Here is a 17105-nt window from a genome sequence, read left to right on the forward strand (position 1 = left end):
CCGTCTGATGTCGCATTTGCTATCGCCAGCAACAGTCACCCCCACGCGGCCCCTGACCGAGACCGGCACGCTGGAGACATCTTTTGGCGATACGCAGGTGCTCAAAGCGATCAGCCTCAAGGTCCGTCAGGGGGAGCCGGACTTTGTGATCGGCTCCTCGGGATCTGGGAAATCGACGATGCTGCGCTGCGGCAACCGCCTTGAGGCGCCGACATTGGCGCTGAAGGTGATGCAAGGCCTGCGCGATCAGATCGTTGGCGCGCCCAAATCCGAGTGCCTCAACGCCTGTTTTCCGCGGGTCGCAGGGCAGGCAAAGGACGAGACAGAATAATGGGTTTCCTCGAAACATTCTTCAATTTTTCCGTGATGGCGAAGTATTTCCCCGACATCCGTGACGCGTTTTTCGTCACCATCGGTGTTGGTGTCAGCGTCATTGTCACGGGCATCGGCTTGGGCATTGTGCTGGCTTGCCTGCGCGCCTACCGCCTGCCCGTCCTCTCGGCGCTGATCGTCATCTTCGCCGATTTCATGCGCGCCATGCCCCCGTTGGTGCTGATCCTGATCCTCTATTTTGGCCTACCCTCTTTCGGGGTGACGCTGTCGGGATGGGCTGTGCTGTATCTGGTGCTCAGCTGTGTGCTTGCCGCCTTTGCCGAAGAAATCATCTGGGCAGGCTTGACCGCCATGCCGCGGGGCCAATGGGAAGCGGGCCGCGCGACGGGCCTGTCATTCTTTCAGGTGCTCATGGGCATCGCCCTGCCCCAGGCGTGGCGCATGGGCATTGCGCCGCTGGTCAACCGCGCGCTCGCGATCACCAAAATGGCAGCGCTTGGCTCGGTGATCGGCGTGAAGGAAATCCTGACCGTCGCAGGCTCGGCCCAAAGTTTTTCCGGCTCTGCGACCCCGCTCACGATGGCCGCAGGGGCCTATATCATCATCTTTTTGCCGATCGTGATCCTGTCGCACCGCATTGAACGCCGCTTTCACTACGCGACGTAAGGACAGAACATGGACTTGTTTTTACAGACCTTCTTCGATTTCGACATCATGCGACAGGCGTGGCCTTTGCTGCTGAAAGGCGCGGTGATGACGCTTGAACTGTGCACCATCGTCATTGCCCTTGGCCTGATGGGTGGGCTGACCTTGGCGCTTGGCGCCCTCTCCTCCCGGCGGTTTGTGCGGGCATTGGCCATCAGCTACATCGACCTTTTTCGCGCCATTCCGCCGTTGGTGTTGATTGTTTTCATCTACTCCGGCCTGCCGTTTGCGGGGATTCGCCTCTCGCCCTTCGTGGCGGTCGTGATCGCTTTCATGCTCAACAACTCCGCCTATTTTGCAGAAGTGTTTCGCGCAGGCATCCTGTCGATCCCGCGCGGTCAAAGCGAAGCGGCGCGTGCCACAGGCGTCTCGGCCCGTCATACCATGACCCGGATCGTCCTGCCCCAAGCGGTGCGAAACGTCTTGCCCGACTTGCTCTCGAATGTGGTGGAGGTTGTCAAAATGACCTCCCTTGCCTCGGTCGTTTCGCTCTCGGAGCTGCTGTACTCTGCCGGGATGGCGCGTGCGGCGACCTATAACTCCTCCCCGCTGATCCTCGCTGCGGCGATGTATCTTGTGGTGCTCTGGCCCCTCGTGCGGGTTATTTCGCGCTTTCAACGCGAGCTCGCCGTTCAGCGCTGACATGGTTCAAAAGGACGTTTACATGACGAAACCGATGATCGGGGCCGAAGCGGATGGCGCCACATGCGATTTGCGCAACGCCACCCTCTTCAATTTCGCCGCACTTTGCAGGGTCGCAGAATCCACCAAGATCACCCCACAGACCGGCGTCGAGGAGCGCAAATGATGGATCCTATTGTTGTTGTGAATCCCAATTCCTGCACCGCCGTGACGCAGGGGCTGCGTGAGGCGCTGCGCCCCTTTGGCGGGCGTTTCGAGGTCTGCGACATCCCCGCATCGCCTGCGACCATTGCCACCCAGGAAGACGTGGATCGCGCGGGGCTGGTCTTTGCCGACATATGCGCTGCGCGCCCTCAAGCGGCCGCTTTCGTGACCGCGTGTTTTTCCGATCCCGGGCTATATCTGGCCCGCTCGAAAGTGCGCCAGCCGGTGATCGGCATTCAGGAGGCCGGGATACTCGCGGCCATGTCGCGCGCTGACCGTTTCGGGATCATCGCCCTTTCCCCCAAGTCGATCGAGCGCCATTTGCGCAAAATCCGCACGATGGGCGTGAGCGAGCGGTTGGTCGCGGATCTGCCCCTGCCCGATGTCTCTGCCGAAGCCTCCGGACGTGATCGCGAGGTGTATAAAATGACGTTGGCGCTGGCCTTGCAGCTGCGCGACATGGGAGCCGGTGCGGTGGTTTTGGGCTGTGCGGGCATGGCGCCCATCCGCGCGCAGCTTGAGCGCGATAGTGGCTTGGCCGTTATTGATCCGGTGGTTGCCGGTGCGGCTCTCGCGCTTGCGGCAACGCTTTGATTGACTGGTGCTGTGCGGGCTTTGGCGTGTCCAAAATCCGAGTCGCGTAAAAATGTATATACAAATGATATTCAATGTCGTAACACTCTACTTGCCCAACGCGAGTCAACGACCATGACCGACAAGAAGAAGCCAAAGAAGAAAGAGCGCAAAGACAGCCAGTTGATCGTCAGGATCACGGCCTCTGATCGCGACAGGTTCGTGTCGCTTTGCGACGAACTGGACACGAGTGCCGCGCGCGAAATTCGCCGCTTTATCCGTGACTTTCTTCAAGAGCACGACGGTCAGCCGTCTGGGCAAGACCTAAAAACTGGAGAGTAAACATGTCGAAAAAATCCAACATCAAAGCGCTGAAAAAAGAAGTCAAACTGCGCAAAGGCAAAGTCGAGCGTCAGCTTGGCAAGCTTAAAGCCGCGAAAAAAGCGCTCAAGAAAGCCGCTTGATTTTGCGATGACGCATGAGGGGCTGGCGCTACGGCCGGCCCCTTTTTTTGATCTTTGCGCCGCCGTGAGCGCTTTATCTGGCTTGGCGCGTTTCAAGGATGTTTCCACATGACACCGATCCTGAATGTCGCGGGCGTTGGCCCTGCGCTGGCCAAACTGTTGGCCACAAAGAACATCAAAACGGCCGAAGATCTCGCGCAGACCGCGCCCGGCGTGTTGCTTGCCCTGCCGCGTTTCGGCCCGGCACGGGTTTCTGCCATGTTGGCGGCGGCCCAAGCTTTGGTCACGCCCGCGCGCGCCAAAACCGTGCGCCAAACGCCTGCCACACCCGCGCCCGCGCCACAGCCGCCGACCCAAACGGCGGATGAGGCGGTGACGCTCGTAAAGAAAGCAAGCGCCAAGAAACCCAAGACCCGCGCCGCAAAAGACACGGCCAAAACCGCCCGTGACCGCGTCAAAGAGACGCCCGATGCCACCTCCAAAAAGGGTAAGAAGGCCAAGAAAGCCCTGAAAAAGGCCGCCAAACAGCAGGCCGCAAAGAGCGTCAAGAAAAGCACCAAAAAAGCGTCCGAAAAATCTTCGGCAAAATCGGGGAAGGCATCCGGTAAGAACCGCAGCAAATCCGCGGGCAAAAAATCCAAAAAGAAGACCCGTAAATCTTCCGGGAAATCCTAAGGACCTGACCGCGTTAGGGCGCGCGAGGTGGTGCCGGTTGGCCCCTCACGGCACAAGCCGTACCGGCGTTCCCTTATAGGCGGGCGTTTTGGAATGTTTTTCGTGGTAGGACAGTGGCACCAGCGGATTCAATTCGGGATAGTAGCCCGCGATGCAGCCATCCGGCAGATCATAGGCCGTGACCGTAAAGCCCGACACCCGGCGCTCCGTCTCGGGTTCGATGGCGGTTACAAGGTCGATCTTTTGTCCCTCGCTCAGACCCAGACGCGCCATTTGCGTGCGATTGATCAGCACCACCTCGCGGCTGCCTTTGAGCCCGCGCAAGCGGTCGCTGTAGCCATAGATCGTGGTGTTGAACTGGTCGTTCGAGCGCAGGGTGATCAGGGTCAGAACATCCGGCTGGTCGGGGATCACGCCAAGCGCCGATAGCATCGTGGGCGGCGTGAACTGCGCCTTGCCGCTTTGGGTGTTCCAGATCCGCTCGCGTGCCGGATTGCCGCGATAAAATCCCCCCGGCTCCATGAGGCGTGCGTTGAAATCGGCAAAATCCTTTGGAAAGGTCGCGGCGATCAGGTCGCGCACCCGATCATAATTCGCGCACCAGCCGTCCCAGTCGAAGTTAGGGTTTTGCGGAAGCGTTGCCTTTGCCAGACCCGCGACAATCGCCAGCTCCGAGCGCAGGCTGTCGCTTGGCGGTTCTGCGCCGCCCACCGAGCCGTAAATATGGGAAAACGTGTCCTCCATCGAAATCACCTGTTCGCCGCCCGCCTGAATATCGCGATCGGTGCGCCCCAGACAGGGCAGGATCAGCGAAACCTCGGCGGGCACAAGATGCGAGCGGTTGAGCTTGGTGGCGATCTGCACGCTCAGGCGCAGCCGGGGCCACGCCGCTTCCATGCGCTCGATGTCGGGCAGCGCGCGCAGCAGATTGCCACCCAGCGAAATCACCCCCCGCACCTTCCCCTCAAGAAGCGCTTCGCAGGCGTGAACCGCGTTCAATCCGTCTTGCTCGGGGGGCTCGATCCCGAACAGCGCGCGCAGTTTGTCGGCGGGCATATGGGCGGATTTTTCCCCGATCCCCACGGTGCGCTGGCCCTGCACGTTGGAATGGCCCCGCACCGGCGACACGCCCGCGCCAAGCCGCCCCAGATTGCCGCGCATCATCAGAAAGTTGCACAGCATTCCCAGATTGAGCCAGCCGTTCACATGTTGGGTCATGCCCATCCCGTAGATGCCGATGACGTTCTTGGCGGTCAGATAGACCTGCGCCGCCTCGCGGATCATGGCCTCGGTCAGCCCCGAATGGGCTTCCAGTTCGGCCCAAGTGGTGGCCCGCACCGCTTCGACTGTCTGCTCGAACCCTTCGGTATGCTCGGAGATGAACGCGTGATCCAACACCGTTCCGGGCGCGGCATCTTCGGCCTCAAGCACGCATTTCATCAGCCCCGCAAGCACCGAAATATCGCCGCCCGGGCGCAATTGGTAGTATTTCTCGGAAATCTGTGTCGGCGCGCCGATTGTCATCTGTTTGACGTTTTGCGGCGATTTGAATTCGATCAGCCCACGTTCGCGCACCGGATTGAAGGTGACCACCCGACAGCCCCGTTGCACCGCCTTTTTGAGGATATTGAGAAACCGGGGACTGTTTGATCCCGTGTTCTGGCCAAAAAAGAAAATCGCATCGCAATGGTCGAAATCTTCAAGCGTGCAGGTGCCAACCGGTGTTCCGATGTAGGTCTTGAGGTTCACGCTGGTGGTCTCGTGACACATATTCGAGCTTTGGGGCAGGTTCTGGTGGCCCATGGCGCGCGCAAACAACGCGTAAAGATAGGCCGCCTCCAGACCCGCATGGCCCGAAGCGTAGAACACGGCCTCTTGGGGGTCCATCGCCCGAAGTTCGGCCCCCACCAGCGCAAAGGCCTCCTCCCAGCCGATTGGCACATAGCGATCGGTCGCGGCGTCATAGCGCAGCGGTTCGGTCAGGCGCCCCGTGCGTTCGAGGTCGTGATCGTGCCACGCGCGCAGGCTCGTGAGCGAATGCTCGGCAAAGAAGTCAGCGCCCGCGCGTTTGCGGTCCAGTTCCCACATCGTCGCCTTGGCGCCGTTTTCGCAAAACTCGAACCGTGCCGGACCCGCCGGTTTCGCCCAGGCACAAGAGGAACACATCACCCCCCCGGGCTTGTTCAGCTTCGCCAGAATCCGCGCTGCAACAGCCGATGTTTGCGAGGTCGCAACAACCCGCGCAATTCCCTCAACCGATCCCCAGCCCCCCGCCGGATGCCGGTCATAGGGCGTTGTCGGGTCTTGTTGCGTGGCGGGATGCTCGATGTCGGAAAGCTTGGGGTCCATGGAATCGCTCCTCTTTGGCACCAACATAGCGCGAAAATTCGCTGTGACACACCGGCCTGCCTGATTTGCGATTACTTGCGACATGCGCGCAACGGCGCAGCACGCAGACACGATGGCACCGGTTGGTGTTTTGCTGGAATCAGGCAGGAAACAGGCAGGAAACAGGGGGGGCACACCGCATATCGCGATCTGCGCCGTGGCGAAAATCGCTGAGTAGCGGAAATACTTTCAAGTAAAAACAAAGTGTTAATATGGATTTTTTCGAAGCAGCGATTTTGTGCTTTCAAAACTTCACAACTTAACGCTAAGTTGTGAAGAACAGGAGAACCTTATGCTTGGACACCGTTTCGCAACCCGTATCAATTCCTTCGCTTCCGATGCTGGCAGCTATTGGCCCCAGCTCACCGGCAAGCCCAGCCTCGCCCAGATGATCGCGCGCGCCGCGACCGTCGAGGGGCTGACGGAGTTGGATCTCAACTACCCTGACCACGTCACCGACGACCCCAAAGCGGTGGCAAAAATGGTGGCGGATACCGGTCTGAGCGTGTCCGGCCTCGCCATGCGGTACTACACCAACCCTGCCTTCAAACTTGGCGCCTTCACCAATCCCGACCGCGCGGTGCGCCAGGAGGCGCTGGACCTGACCAAACGCGGGATCGACGCGGCCCGCGAAATGGGGGCGCCGATGATGACGCTCTGGCTGGGGCAGGACGGGTTCGATTACGGGTTTCAATGCGACTACGCGGCGCTTTGGGCCGACGAGATTGCCGGCATCGCCGAAGTCGCCGCCCATGATCGCGACTGTCTGATTTCGATCGAATACAAACCCAACGAGCCGCGCGCCTACTCGCTTCTGCCCGATGCGGCGACGACGCTCATGGCCATCGACGAGGTGGGTGCGGACAATCTTGGTGTCACGATTGATTTCGCGCATTCGCTCTATGCCAACGAGCAACCCGCGCTGTCGGCCTCTCACATCCTGCGCCGTTCTAAGCTGCTCGGGATGCATCTCAACGATGGCTACGCCAAGCGCGATGACGGGCTGATGGTTGGCTCTGTCCATGTCCAGGCGACGCTGGAATTGCTGCAGGCGGTCAAGCGCGGCGGCTATGATGGCGCGATCTATTTCGACACATTCCCCGATGCCTCCGGCCTTGATCCGGTGGCCGAATGTGCGCTCAACATCCGCACCGTGCGCCGGATGCTCGAGGCGGTGGACCTGATGGCGTCCAACAACCGCCTGAGCGCTGCGCAGGCTGTGCAAAATCCGGTGGTTGCCCAAGAGGTTGCGCAACTTGCGCTGCGTGGGGAATTGCTCACGGACTGAATTTTAAAATAATTGTTGAAACGGGAGGAGACCCACATGCAACATTTCCTGAAGGCCGCACTCGCGGCAGGCGCCCTGAGCGTGAGCATCGGCATGGCCCATGCCCAAGACCTCGCACCGCTCAATTCCGACAGCGAGCCTGATCGTATCGACTGGTCCCAGCTGGACGCGACATTCGGCCCGATGCCCGCCCCCGCCGATGGTACAAAAGTGGGCGGCGTTTCCAAAACGCTCACCAATGAATACTGGCGCTCGCTGGGCGAAGGCTACAAAAGCTTTGCCGATGCCCATGGCGTTGATGTCGTCTACCAGGCCGCGCAAAGCGAGGGCGACCAGCTTGGCCAGTTGTCCATCGCTGAAACGCTGATTTCGCAGGGGTTTAACGCGCTGCTGTTCTCGCCGCAAACCGATGCCAATCTGATCCCCGCCCTGGAAAAGGCGACGGCGGCGGGCGTTCCGGTCGTCAACGTGAATGACGCCGTGATCCCCACCGTCGCGCATTACGTGGGCAACGTGCAAAAAGACAACGGCATGCGCGTGGCGCAGTGGTTCATCGACACCCATCCCGAAGGTGGCAAGGTCGCGGTCATCGAAGGACAGGCGGGCGTTTTTGCCGCCGGTCAGCGCACGGCGGGCTTCACCGAGACGATCCTTGCAGCGGGCAATTTTGACGTTGTCGCCTCGGTGCCTGCCGATTGGTCGCGCGAACTGGCCTTTAACGCCGCCGCGACTATTCTTCAACAACACCCTGATCTGATTGGATTTTACGCCAATAACGACGGGATGGCCCTTGGCGTGGTCGAGGCGGTGAAATCCGCAGGGAAAGCCGATCAGACGGCGGTCTTTGGCACTGACGGCATTTCGGACGCCTATGCAGCCGTGCGCGCGGGCGATCTGACGGGCACTGTGGACAGCTTTCCGGTCCTGACCGGCGAGGTCGCGATGGAGGTCGCGCTGCGTCTTGCGGCGGGTCAGGATCTTCCCCGCGTGGTCGCCACCCCGCAGGCGCTGATCACCAAAGACAATATCGAGACCTATGCGACCAGCGACCTGAGCGCGCTGCGCGCGACGCTGATGGCCGAGTAAAGCCATTCTCCCGGCCTGATCCCGGCCATCGGGCTCGCGGCGTCTCCCACGCTGCGAGCCACCCTGCCCCAAGGAAGACACATGACTTCTGATCCGCTAGCCCGCCTGCACCTGACGGGCGTCACAAAATCCTACGGCCCGATCCAAGTGCTGCACGGCGTCTCTTTGCGCATCGCACCGGGCGAGGTTCACGGGTTGCTCGGTGAAAACGGCGCCGGAAAATCCACCCTGCTCAACGTGCTTTGCGGTGTCGTCACGCATGACGGTGGCGTCATCGAAGTGGACGGCGCGCCGGTCCAGATCACCCGCCCCAAAGACGCGGCGGCCGCCGGCATCGCGATGATCCATCAGGAATTGCAACAGGTTCCCGAACTCACCGTGGCGCAGAATATTTTCCTCGGGGCCTCCCTGCGGCGCGGCGCGCTATTTGTCGATCACCGCGAACAGGAACGCGCGGCGCGCCGGATTCTCGCAGCGCTCGACCCCGATATCGACGTGACCGCCCCGATCCGCGATCTGCGGGTCGCGCAGCGCCAGATCGTCGAAATCGCCAAGGCGCTGCGCTCCAAGGCGCGGGTGATTGCGATGGACGAGCCGACCTCAAGCCTGACACCCAAGGAATTCGAACGCCTCGTCGAGGTGATCCGCGTGCTCACCGCGCAAGGCGTCTCGGTGATCTACGTTTCGCATAAAATGGACGAGGTGTACCGGCTGTGCCAAAATGCCACGATCCTGCGCGACGGGCGGTTTGTCACCCGCGTGGCGATCCCCGAGACGCCCCTCCCCCGCGTGATCGAGCATATGGTCGGGCGCGAACTGGCCCATGCGCACCACCGCTCCTTTGCCACCGACAGGGTGATGATGGAGGTGCGCGACCTCACCAGAGGCCGCGCCGTGCAAGGCGCCGACCTGACGCTGCACAAGGGTGAAGTGCTCGGGATTGCCGGATTGGTCGGCTCGGGGCGCACCGAGCTTTTGCGGCTTATCGCAGGGGTCGATGCGCCGGATCGCGGCAGCGTGACCATCGAGGGCACCGCCGTCAGCGGTGCCAATCCGCGCGCGCGCATCCGTGCCGGGCTTGGCCTTGTGCCCGAAGAGCGCAAACGCGACGGGATCATCCGCCACCGCCCCGTCACTGCCAATATCGGCCTGCCCGCGATGGATAAATTCACCCGCGCCGGCCTGATCCGCAAAGGCCTGCTTCACAAACGCTCCCAGGCGTTGATGCGCGAGGTGAACCTGCGCCCCTTCGATGTGACCCGTCCCATCGGCAGTTTCTCCGGTGGCAACCAGCAAAAGGCCATCATTGGTCGCTGGCTGGCGGCTGGCACGCGCATCTACCTCTTTGACGAACCCACCCGTGGCATTGATGTCGGTGCCAAGGCAGAGATCTACGACCTGATCGAAAAACTCGCCTCCGAGGGCTGCGGCATTCTGGTCGTCTCCTCCGAACTGCCCGAAGTGATCCGCCTGTCGGATCGGGTCCTCGTGATGTGCGAGGGGCGGATTTCAGGCAGCCTCTCGGCCGACCAGATCAGCGAAGCCAATATCGCCCGCCACGCCATTCCCGCAGGCTGAACCGGCCCACAGCCCCTGCGCCCACACCCATTGATTTCGAGGACAGCCATGAGCAAGGCATTGACATCCCTACCCCTTATTTCCCGCATCCGGTTTCGCGATGCGGGCACATTGGTCGGACTTATCCTGATCGCCATCGTGTTTTCCTTTCTCAGCCCAAGCTTTCTGACGCTGCCCAACCTTGTGAACATCCTCCAGCAAAGCTCGATCAACGCCTGCATTGCCCTGGGCATGACGCTGGTGATCATTTCGGGGGGGATCGACCTTTCGGTCGGGCCGGTGGCTGCGCTGTCGGCCACGCTTGGCGCGGCAATGATGGTGGCCGGGGTGCCTGTGCCGCTGGCGGTGTTGGGGGCGATTGCCACCGGTGTCGCATGTGGATTTTTCAACGGCGCGCTGATTGCCTGGGGCGGTTTGCAACCCTTCATCGTGACGCTGGGCGGTCTGTCGCTCTACCGCGCGCTGGCGTTGATCTATACAGGCGGCACCCCGATTTTCGGCCTGCCTGGCGAGTTTCGCGCCATCGCCAATGGCACGCTCCTTGGATTGCCCGGACCTGTGATTGCCGTGGGCGTCCTGGCCTTTGTCGCTTGGGTGATCCTGACGAAAACCCCGCTGGGCGAATATCTGATGGCCGTGGGCGGTAACCCCGAAGCGGCGCGCGTTGCCGGTGTGCCCGTCACCCTCACCAAACTGTCGGCCTATATGATTTCGGGCGGTCTGGCGTCTATCGCCTCGCTGATCCTCATCGGCCGTCTCGGTGCGGCCGAACCCACCCTTGGCAACCTGTGGGAACTCGACGCCATTGCCGCTTCGGCCATTGGCGGGGCCTCGCTTATGGGCGGGCGCGGCTCGATTGTTGGCACTTTGATCGGCTGCGTCATTTTGGGGGCGTTGCGCAACGGTCTGACCTTGTTGAACGTTCAGGCCTTCTACCAGTTGCTCGCAACGGGGATTATCATCATTGTCGCCATGCTGATTGATCGGGCTACAAGTGGAAAATGACGATGGACAACCCCCAAACCGTTGCTGCGCAAATCCGGATGCGCCTGCCAAGCCTCACGCCGCTTGAAGGCAAGGTTGCGGCGGACATCCTTGCGCGCAAGGATATCACCGCCGACACGCCGCTGCGCGAGGTTGCGGAAAAATCGGATGTCTCCGAGGCGATGGTGGTGAAGGTTGCCAAAAAGCTGGGATTTGCGGGATTTCGCGAATTCCGCCGCGGGCTGATCGATTACTATCACTCGGGGTCCGCGGCCCTTCATAGCGAGATTTCCGCCGATGATACCTCCGGCGAGATCGTGCAGAAGGTGTTTCGCACCGCCATGCAGGCGCTGGAGGAAACTTTTGCCATTCTCGATCTCGACGCGTTCAATCGCGCCGCCGATTTCCTGCATCAGGCACAGCAGCGCGATTTCTACGGCTTTGGCGGTTCTGCCCAGATTGCCCGCGATGTCAGTCACAAATTCCTGCGCATCGGGCTGCGCAGCTCGGTGTTTGACGATGCCCATATGATGATGATGTCGGCGGCGCTTCTGGGGCCAAAGGATGCGGTGATCGCCTTCTCCCATTCGGGCGAAAGCGCCATCCTGATCGACGCGGTCGAGCTGGCGCGTAAAAACGGCGCACGGGTGATCGCGGTGACCAACTATCACGACAGCTCCCTCGCGCGCGCTGTCGATGTCGTGCTCTGCTCGACGGCTGAAAATTCTGCCCTGCTGGGGGAAAACGCCACCGCGCGCATCGCCCAGCTTAACCTTCTGGATGCGCTCTTCGTTGCCACCGCCCAAAGAGACCGCGTGGCCGCCGATGCAAACCTGCGTCGCACAATGAATTCCGTTGTCCAGAAAAGACGAAAATGAGACGAAAGTGACTGCACCCACGCCCCTCGCCCTGATCATCGGTTCGCTGCATTACGACATCATGGTCGAAACCGACCACCTGCCGCGTCTGGATGAAACCGCCGTCGGCACGCGATGGTTTCCCAAATTCGGGGGCAAGGGCGGCAATCAGGCCGTGGCCGCGCGCCCCTCGCGGATGGTAGGCGCCGTGGGCGCGGATGAATTTGGCACATTTTTGCGCGCGCATCTGCAAGAGGCGGGCGTCGATCACAGCCATGTCGCGACCCTGCCCGACGCAGCATCCGGCATGAGTGTGGCCATCATGAACCGCGACGGGGACTATGCCGCGACCATCGTGTCGGGGGCCAATCTTGCCATTGATCCTGACAGTTTCTCCGCCGCCGGGGTCTGGCAGGATGTTGCCATTCTCGTGTTGCAAAACGAAGTGAGCGAGGCGGTGAACCTTGCGGCCGCGCGCGCCGCCAAGGCCCGTAATATCCCCGTTCTGTTGAACGCCGCCCCCGCGCGTGCCTTGTCGCGCGCGTTCTCGGATCTGGTGGATATTCTTGTGGTCAATGCCGTTGAAGCGGAAATGTTTGGCACACCGCCGGTGCAAGACCTCGCAAGCGCCAAAGCCGCCGCTGCGCAACTGGCGGCGCAGTTTCCCGCTGTCGTGGTCACCGCCGGTGCGCAGGGTCTGGGCGTGGCGCGTGACCCCCAAAAGGCGACGGCCCTGCCTGCGATCAAGGTCAATGCCGTCAGCTCGCATGGGGCGGGCGATTGTTTCACCGGCGCTTTGGCGAATGCGCTTATTGGCGGTGCGGCCCTTGAACAGGCCTGCCAAACCGCCGCGCAAGCTGCCGCAAACCATGTTGCCGGCCACACATCCCCTAAAGCGTGAATTCGGGGCCGTCGTAGCGCGATGTCACCGCGATCGCGTTGGTGGCGATATCGCGTTGCAGGCGGGCCAACTCATCGGCGAGGGCGCGTGGCACCTGCGTCGACAGCGCAAGGCCGACCGCGTCGCCCTGCGCGAGCCCCATCGGCTGCACCTCAGCGGGCAGGCGGCGCGCAAGCATGTCCAATCCGGCGCGCAGGACCGCGCGCTCAATCCGCGCCAGCGCCGAGCCGACAAACACCTCGGGCGCGATGTCGCACCAGTTCAACACATTGCCGATCTGCAAGATCCCCCCCGCGCGACAGGCCTCGATGGCACCGCCGCGCGCGGCGTTGAGCATGGTAAAAACCACATCCGCACCGGCCCGCGCTTGGGCCGCGACCCAAGCGCCGGTAACGGCGCTGTCATCTTGGGTGCCGCAAAAGCCGGTGAGCAAGGTGATCGCGGGGTCAATATGCGCGACCCCCGCCGCAAAGGCCGCGCGCCCCTTGAGGCCCGGTGCGACACGGTGCCCCGACAGATGGCCCACAACGCCGCTTTTGGTGACGCGCGCCGCAAGGCAGCCGGCCAGAAAGGCGGACTGCTCTTGCAACACATCGTAGCTGGCAAGGTTGGGGCCGCTCACCGCGCCCTGCACGACGCCAAACAGGCAATCAGGCGTGGCACGCGCCACCGGCGGCGTCACGTCATTTCCCTGCCCGCCGACAAAAATCACCCCGTCATTGCGCGCTGCCGCCGCCGTCAGGGCCTGCGTCATCGCGCCCGTGTCATAGGGCACGCCGTCAATCATCTCGACGTCCAGACCGCTGTGGGTGCGCAGGGCCTGCGCGCCCTCCAACGCACTGGCGTTGAAACCGCGATCAAGGACCTCCCCGACAAAAATCACGCCAATCTTCATCACGCGCCCCACCCAGAACCCGGGTTCGCCATTTTCGCGCGCAGCTCTGGGGGCACCAGAAACCTGCGGTCGAAAATATCGTCGGGCGCGGGGGCCTTTGCGTAGCCCTTGGCCTCGCAAATGAGGCGGGCGATTTCGCGCAGGCGCGCATCCTCCACATCACCCAGCCCGCGCCGCGCCGCCTCATCGCCCATTTCCAACGCAAGCGTGCCCAACAAGCGCGCCCGATTGGCCGCCCGATCCAAGGCCGGGTTGCGCCGGGCCACGGCCGCGATCGCGGCGTCGATATCGGCCACCGTATCGGCCAACCCGCGATTGATCGCACGACACAGCCCCGCCACGGCGCGTGGCTGTGCTGCGCGAAAGGCGCGCGAGACCATCAAGGCCCCGCCATAGAATGCCGGCGCATGGTCGATCCACGTCAGATGGTGCAGCGCGGCGCGGGCATCGACACCGGCCTCGATCGCCTGTGCGGCAATCGTGTTCACAAACCCGAAAATCCCGTCCCACTCCCCCGCCAGCATCTGCGCCACCATCTCGGTATGCGGCGCGCTCGAGATGGTGATATCGACGCTGTCGGGGTCGATCCCTGTCGCGCGGCAAAACTCGGGAAAGAGCAGCCACGCGGCATCTTGGGGATGGGACACCAATTTGGCCCCCGCCAGATCGCCCGGGGTCCTGATCCGCCCGCCGCGCGCCACCGCAATCGTATAGGGCGGGCGGTTGTGGATCGCCATCACCCCGACCGGCGCAGCGCTGACGCCCGCGGCGCGCATCCGCACCAATTCGTTGAGATCGCCGTAGCCTGCCTCGAAGGTGCCGCTGGTCATCGTCGTGACGGCCTTGGCCAGAGAGGTGCCTTCGGTGAAGGTCACATCCAGCCCTTCCTGGGCAAAATATCCCCTGTCCTGGGCGAGGAAAAACCAGGCCTGAGGGCCGGAATAGAAGGTGTTGAGGATGAAACGGACGGGCAGATCGCCCGCCCGCCCCGCCATGTGAGTCTGTGCCATCGGATCACCCACCGTTGACGTTGGCCGCGTCGATCAGCGGGCGCCACAGGTCAATGGTCTGGGCAACGAAATCCGTGAACTGGGCGCTTGTCATTGCCGTGTGACGGATGCCCCATTGCGCCATCTGCGCGACCACCTCGGGATCGGCCATGATCGCCTCGACACTGTCGTGAATGGTCGTGACCATCGCAGGGTCCATCCCCGCAGGGCCGCTCAGGCCGGTCCAGTTTTCAATCACAACGTCGTAGCCAAGCTCGCGAAACGTGGGCAGATCGGGGAACAGCGGCGCACGTTCGGGGGCTGCAAGCGCCAGTGGCAGGGTCGCGCCCTCGGCGATCAGATCCTCGTTCTGGGCCAGCATATCGTAGTAGCTGTCCAGAACACCGGCCCGAAAATCCTGAATTGCGGGGGCGCTGCCCTGATAGGGCACATGGATGGTCTCGATATCCAGCGCATTATCGACCGCTTGTCCCAGAATATGGGTGATCGAACCCACCCCCGAGGAGCCGTAGGTGATACCTGTCTCATTCGCGGTCGCGATGAACTGATCCAGCGTTGTGATGCCCGCATCGGGTTGCACGAAAAGCGCCGGTGTCGACGCACCGAGATAGGCAATATGGGTGAACCCGTCGAGCGGCGCATAGGGTAGGCTGTCAAATTGCGTCGGCGCGATGGTAAAGGGCGCGTTGTTGCCCAGGATAAGCGTTGTGCCGTCCGCCGGTTGCTGCGCGACATAATCTGCTGCTACCGTACCGCCCGCGCCGGGGCGGTTGTCGACGACGGCCTTTTGTCCGTAATCGCTTTCAAGGTGTTGCGCGACAATGCGCGCGACCAGATCGCTGGTGCCCCCCGGCGGAAAAGTGACGACAATGCGCACCGGCGCGTCGCTCCAGGCGCCCGGATCGGCAAGGGCGGTTGTGGCCATCAGGGTCACGGCGGGGAGTGCAAGAATGCGAGAGAGTTTCATCAGAGGATGCCTTTGTGTGAGGAGAGGGAGGAGGAAAACGTCAGTGTGTCAAACGGGCCGATTGGCGGGCATGACGGCGGGATTTGAGGGCCGCGCCAAAACTGTAGACCAGCAGCGCGGCGGTGATCATAATCAGGACCCCCGAAATGGGGCGGGTGAGGAACACCGTGGGGTCACCGCGCGACAACAGCATGGCGCGGCGCAGTTGTTCTTCCATCATCGGGCCCAGCACGAAGCCGATCAGCAGCGGCGCAGGTTCAAAGCGAAACAGCCGCATCAAATAGCCCGCCCAGCCAAAGGCCAGTGTCAGCCAGATGTCGAACACGTTGTTATTGACGGAATAGACCCCGATGCAGATCAGCACGATGATTGTGGGGTACATGTATTTGTAGGGGATCTGCAGCAGGCGCACCCACAGGCCGATCATCGGAATATTGAGCACAAGCAACAACAGGTTCCCGACCAGAAAACTCGCCACAAGTCCCCAGAACAGGTCGGCGTGATCGATCAACAAACGCGGCCCCGGCGTGACGCCGTGGATCATCAGCGCCCCGATCACCAGCGCCATCGAGGCCGAGCCGGGGACGCCCAGGGTGAGGGTTGGAATAAAGGCGGTCTGGGTGGCGGAATTATTGGCCGATTCCGGCACCGCAACGCCTTCGATCGCACCTTTGCCAAAACGGCCGCGGTTGGGGGACAGTTTCTTCTCGACGGCATAGGCAATGGCCGAGGCGACCGTTTGCCCCGTGCCCGGCAATGCGCCGAAAAAGCTGCCAATACCGCCCCCGCGCAGGATCGGGCCAAACATTGCCTTCCATTCTGCGCGGTTGGGATAGAAATTGGCATAGTCGATCCGGTTTTTCGGCGCGCCGCCGCTATTGGCGCGAATGGAGACGATCAATTCACCGACCCCGAACAGCCCCATGGCCACAATCACAAGGTTCACCCCGTCGCGCAGCTCGGGAATGCCCATGGTAAAGCGTTCGGCCCCCGTCGTGATATCCACGCCGATCGTGCCCAGCATCAACCCCGCGACCACCGTGGCCACCCCTTTTACAGGGCTGCCGTTCGACACTGCGGAGGCCGCAACAAGCCCCAGCAGGATCACCGCGAAATATTCGGTGGGACCGAAATTGAGCGCAAGTGCGGCCAGAACCGGCGCCAGTAGCGCCATGACCACCATGCCGATGATCCCCCCGCCGAAACTGGCGATGGCACTGGCAAATAGCGCCACCCCTGCCCGCCCGTCACGCGCCATGGGATAGCCGTCGATACAGGTGATCGAGGAGGAGGGCGTGCCGGGAATATTCATCAAGATGGAGGCAATCGAGCCGCCGTATTCCGCGCCGTAATACACGCCGGCAATCATCACAAGCGCCGAGGTCGGCTCGAGATAAAAGGTCAGCGGCAGGATCATCGAAATCGCGGCCATCGACCCGATGCCGGGCAGAACCCCGATGAAAGTCCCCAAAAAGACACCGATAAAGCAATACAACAGGTTGTAGGGCTGCAGGGCGATCAGCAGGCCGTCGCCGAAATTCGACAGGATATCCAT

The 17105-nt window shown here is 62.0% G+C and carries 18 protein-coding genes; 13 read left to right on the forward strand and 5 right to left on the reverse strand.

Features of this window, described 5'->3' with window-relative positions; translation table 11 throughout:
- Positions 1 to 7 precede the first annotated feature (7 nt).
- The 7 genes from AQS8620_RS17300 to AQS8620_RS04220 all read left to right on the forward strand — a co-directional run bounded on the left by AQS8620_RS17300 (position 8) and on the right by AQS8620_RS04220 (position 3596).
- Positions 8 to 331, forward strand: coding sequence for an ATP-binding cassette domain-containing protein (locus AQS8620_RS17300; RefSeq protein WP_143267408.1), 324 nt, complete (start codon positions 8 to 10; stop codon positions 329 to 331).
- Positions 331 to 999 carry an amino acid ABC transporter permease gene (locus AQS8620_RS04200; protein ID WP_085835589.1) on the forward strand — a complete coding sequence of 223 codons (669 nt, stop codon included), beginning with the start codon at positions 331 to 333 and terminating at the stop codon, positions 997 to 999. Before AQS8620_RS17300 ends, AQS8620_RS04200 begins: the two co-directional genes overlap by 1 nt.
- Before the next feature lie 9 nt (positions 1000 to 1008).
- The gene (locus tag AQS8620_RS04205; RefSeq protein WP_085835590.1) at positions 1009 to 1680 is read left to right on the forward strand and encodes an amino acid ABC transporter permease; all 672 of its coding nucleotides are present in this window, start codon (positions 1009 to 1011) and stop codon (positions 1678 to 1680) included.
- 22 nt (positions 1681 to 1702) lie between these two features.
- Positions 1703 to 1846, forward strand: a complete 144-nt coding sequence (locus tag AQS8620_RS17005) for a hypothetical protein (protein WP_159453195.1) — start codon at positions 1703 to 1705, stop codon at positions 1844 to 1846.
- The gene (locus AQS8620_RS04210; RefSeq protein ID WP_234990366.1) at positions 1843 to 2478 is read left to right on the forward strand and encodes an aspartate/glutamate racemase family protein; all 636 of its coding nucleotides are present in this window, start codon (positions 1843 to 1845) and stop codon (positions 2476 to 2478) included. Before AQS8620_RS17005 ends, AQS8620_RS04210 begins: the two co-directional genes overlap by 4 nt.
- Before the next feature lie 114 nt (positions 2479 to 2592).
- A complete protein-coding gene (locus AQS8620_RS04215; RefSeq protein ID WP_085835592.1) occupies positions 2593 to 2799 on the forward strand; it encodes a hypothetical protein in 207 nt (68 codons plus the stop codon).
- 230 nt (positions 2800 to 3029) lie between these two features.
- Positions 3030 to 3596 (forward strand): helix-hairpin-helix domain-containing protein, encoded by a 567-nt coding sequence (locus AQS8620_RS04220; RefSeq protein WP_085835593.1) that lies wholly within the window; start codon positions 3030 to 3032, stop codon positions 3594 to 3596.
- Positions 3597 to 3641: 45 nt separating this feature from the next.
- Here the strand turns inward: AQS8620_RS04220 and AQS8620_RS04225 are convergent, their stop codons facing one another.
- Entirely contained in the window at positions 3642 to 5945 is a 2304-nt protein-coding gene (locus AQS8620_RS04225) for an FdhF/YdeP family oxidoreductase (RefSeq protein WP_143267409.1), read from the reverse strand.
- A 331-nt stretch (positions 5946 to 6276) separates the two neighbouring features.
- On the opposite strand from AQS8620_RS04225, the gene AQS8620_RS04230 reads away from it, so the two are divergent.
- From AQS8620_RS04230 to AQS8620_RS04255, 6 genes are all read left to right on the forward strand, one after another.
- Positions 6277 to 7272: a sugar phosphate isomerase/epimerase family protein gene (locus AQS8620_RS04230; RefSeq protein WP_085835594.1), complete on the forward strand. Its 996-nt coding sequence runs from the start codon at positions 6277 to 6279 to the stop codon at positions 7270 to 7272.
- A gap of 36 nt (positions 7273 to 7308) precedes the next feature.
- Positions 7309 to 8358 carry a sugar ABC transporter substrate-binding protein gene (locus AQS8620_RS04235; protein WP_085835595.1) on the forward strand — a complete coding sequence of 350 codons (1050 nt, stop codon included), beginning with the start codon at positions 7309 to 7311 and terminating at the stop codon, positions 8356 to 8358.
- 81 nt (positions 8359 to 8439) lie between these two features.
- The gene (locus AQS8620_RS04240) at positions 8440 to 9936 is read left to right on the forward strand and encodes a sugar ABC transporter ATP-binding protein (protein ID WP_085835596.1); all 1497 of its coding nucleotides are present in this window, start codon (positions 8440 to 8442) and stop codon (positions 9934 to 9936) included.
- Between the two features lie 48 nt (positions 9937 to 9984).
- A complete protein-coding gene (locus AQS8620_RS04245; protein WP_085835597.1) occupies positions 9985 to 10941 on the forward strand; it encodes an ABC transporter permease in 957 nt (318 codons plus the stop codon).
- Positions 10942 to 10943: 2 nt separating this feature from the next.
- The gene (locus AQS8620_RS04250; protein ID WP_143267410.1) at positions 10944 to 11798 is read left to right on the forward strand and encodes a MurR/RpiR family transcriptional regulator; all 855 of its coding nucleotides are present in this window, start codon (positions 10944 to 10946) and stop codon (positions 11796 to 11798) included.
- Between the two features lie 7 nt (positions 11799 to 11805).
- Positions 11806 to 12678 carry a PfkB family carbohydrate kinase gene (locus AQS8620_RS04255; protein WP_234990367.1) on the forward strand — a complete coding sequence of 291 codons (873 nt, stop codon included), beginning with the start codon at positions 11806 to 11808 and terminating at the stop codon, positions 12676 to 12678.
- On the opposite strand, the gene AQS8620_RS04260 is transcribed toward AQS8620_RS04255, so the two are convergent.
- Genes AQS8620_RS04260 through AQS8620_RS04275 form a run of 4 tightly spaced genes read right to left on the reverse strand, consistent with a single transcriptional unit; the run spans position 12668 to position 17105 of the window.
- The gene (locus AQS8620_RS04260; protein ID WP_143267411.1) at positions 12668 to 13573 is read right to left on the reverse strand and encodes a BMP family protein; all 906 of its coding nucleotides are present in this window, start codon (positions 13571 to 13573) and stop codon (positions 12668 to 12670) included. The genes AQS8620_RS04255 and AQS8620_RS04260 overlap by 11 nt on opposite strands.
- Positions 13573 to 14583, reverse strand: coding sequence for an ABC transporter substrate-binding protein (locus tag AQS8620_RS04265; RefSeq protein ID WP_085835600.1), 1011 nt, complete (start codon positions 14581 to 14583; stop codon positions 13573 to 13575). Before AQS8620_RS04265 ends, AQS8620_RS04260 begins: the two co-directional genes overlap by 1 nt.
- Before the next feature lie 4 nt (positions 14584 to 14587).
- Positions 14588 to 15550, reverse strand: coding sequence for a Bug family tripartite tricarboxylate transporter substrate binding protein (locus tag AQS8620_RS04270; protein WP_085835601.1), 963 nt, complete (start codon positions 15548 to 15550; stop codon positions 14588 to 14590).
- A gap of 40 nt (positions 15551 to 15590) precedes the next feature.
- Positions 15591 to 17105, reverse strand: a complete 1515-nt coding sequence (locus AQS8620_RS04275) for a tripartite tricarboxylate transporter permease (protein ID WP_085835602.1) — start codon at positions 17103 to 17105, stop codon at positions 15591 to 15593.

It is taken from the genome of Aquimixticola soesokkakensis, from assembly GCF_900172375.1.
GTDB lineage: Bacteria > Pseudomonadota > Alphaproteobacteria > Rhodobacterales > Rhodobacteraceae > Aquimixticola > Aquimixticola soesokkakensis.

What these genes read in the sequence shown, in the direction of transcription:
- AQS8620_RS17300 (WP_143267408.1), top strand. Translation starts at nt 8, where the DNA reads ATGTCGCATTTGCTATCGCCAGCAACAGTCACCCCCACGCGGCCCCTG.
- AQS8620_RS04200 (WP_085835589.1), top strand. Translation starts at nt 331, where the DNA reads ATGGGTTTCCTCGAAACATTCTTCAATTTTTCCGTGATGGCGAAGTAT.
- AQS8620_RS04205 (WP_085835590.1), top strand. Translation starts at nt 1,009, where the DNA reads ATGGACTTGTTTTTACAGACCTTCTTCGATTTCGACATCATGCGACAG.
- AQS8620_RS17005 (WP_159453195.1), top strand. Translation starts at nt 1,703, where the DNA reads ATGACGAAACCGATGATCGGGGCCGAAGCGGATGGCGCCACATGCGAT.
- AQS8620_RS04210 (WP_234990366.1), top strand. Translation starts at nt 1,843, where the DNA reads ATGATGGATCCTATTGTTGTTGTGAATCCCAATTCCTGCACCGCCGTG.
- AQS8620_RS04215 (WP_085835592.1), top strand. Translation starts at nt 2,593, where the DNA reads ATGACCGACAAGAAGAAGCCAAAGAAGAAAGAGCGCAAAGACAGCCAG.
- AQS8620_RS04220 (WP_085835593.1), top strand. Translation starts at nt 3,030, where the DNA reads ATGACACCGATCCTGAATGTCGCGGGCGTTGGCCCTGCGCTGGCCAAA.
- AQS8620_RS04225 (WP_143267409.1), bottom strand. Translation starts at nt 5,945, where the DNA reads ATGGACCCCAAGCTTTCCGACATCGAGCATCCCGCCACGCAACAAGAC.
- AQS8620_RS04230 (WP_085835594.1), top strand. Translation starts at nt 6,277, where the DNA reads ATGCTTGGACACCGTTTCGCAACCCGTATCAATTCCTTCGCTTCCGAT.
- AQS8620_RS04235 (WP_085835595.1), top strand. Translation starts at nt 7,309, where the DNA reads ATGCAACATTTCCTGAAGGCCGCACTCGCGGCAGGCGCCCTGAGCGTG.
- AQS8620_RS04240 (WP_085835596.1), top strand. Translation starts at nt 8,440, where the DNA reads ATGACTTCTGATCCGCTAGCCCGCCTGCACCTGACGGGCGTCACAAAA.
- AQS8620_RS04245 (WP_085835597.1), top strand. Translation starts at nt 9,985, where the DNA reads ATGAGCAAGGCATTGACATCCCTACCCCTTATTTCCCGCATCCGGTTT.
- AQS8620_RS04250 (WP_143267410.1), top strand. Translation starts at nt 10,944, where the DNA reads ATGGACAACCCCCAAACCGTTGCTGCGCAAATCCGGATGCGCCTGCCA.
- AQS8620_RS04260 (WP_143267411.1), bottom strand. Translation starts at nt 13,573, where the DNA reads ATGAAGATTGGCGTGATTTTTGTCGGGGAGGTCCTTGATCGCGGTTTC.
- AQS8620_RS04265 (WP_085835600.1), bottom strand. Translation starts at nt 14,583, where the DNA reads ATGGCACAGACTCACATGGCGGGGCGGGCGGGCGATCTGCCCGTCCGT.
- AQS8620_RS04270 (WP_085835601.1), bottom strand. Translation starts at nt 15,550, where the DNA reads ATGAAACTCTCTCGCATTCTTGCACTCCCCGCCGTGACCCTGATGGCC.
- AQS8620_RS04275 (WP_085835602.1), bottom strand. Translation starts at nt 17,105, where the DNA reads ATGGATATCCTGTCGAATTTCGGCGACGGCCTGCTGATCGCCCTGCAG.